This window comes from Paraburkholderia sp. SIMBA_030 (genome assembly GCF_046535245.1).
GTDB lineage: Bacteria > Pseudomonadota > Gammaproteobacteria > Burkholderiales > Burkholderiaceae > Paraburkholderia.
Genome location: NZ_JAWRXB010001735.1, coordinates 1 through 232 on the forward strand (window position 1 = coordinate 1; position 232 = coordinate 232).

The following is a 232-nucleotide window of genomic DNA, read 5'->3' on the forward strand; positions in this document are numbered from 1 at the left end:
GGAGTTCGTCCGGCACCATGGCATGCCCTGAACCCAAGCCGAGGCCCAGTGCAGCCACGCCGCCGTCCACCAAGCGCTGGACATAGTTCTCGGCCGCTTCTTGGCGCGCGTCTCCATCCAGACCGGTGAGCTGCAGTCCAACGGTGAGCAGAAGCTCGCCGCCGTAGAGGAACATTGTGGGATCCTCCAGCTCGGAGACGTGGACGCCCGTCAGTTCAACACGGGGGAGGGG

At 65.5% G+C, this 232-nt stretch carries 1 protein-coding gene; it reads right to left on the bottom strand.

Annotated features, from left to right (window positions below):
- The coding region (locus SB772_RS45945; RefSeq protein WP_410839266.1) for a PucR family transcriptional regulator ligand-binding domain-containing protein at positions 1-214 on the bottom strand (214 nt) is incomplete at its 3' end.
- Between the last annotated feature and the right edge of the window lie 18 nt (positions 215-232).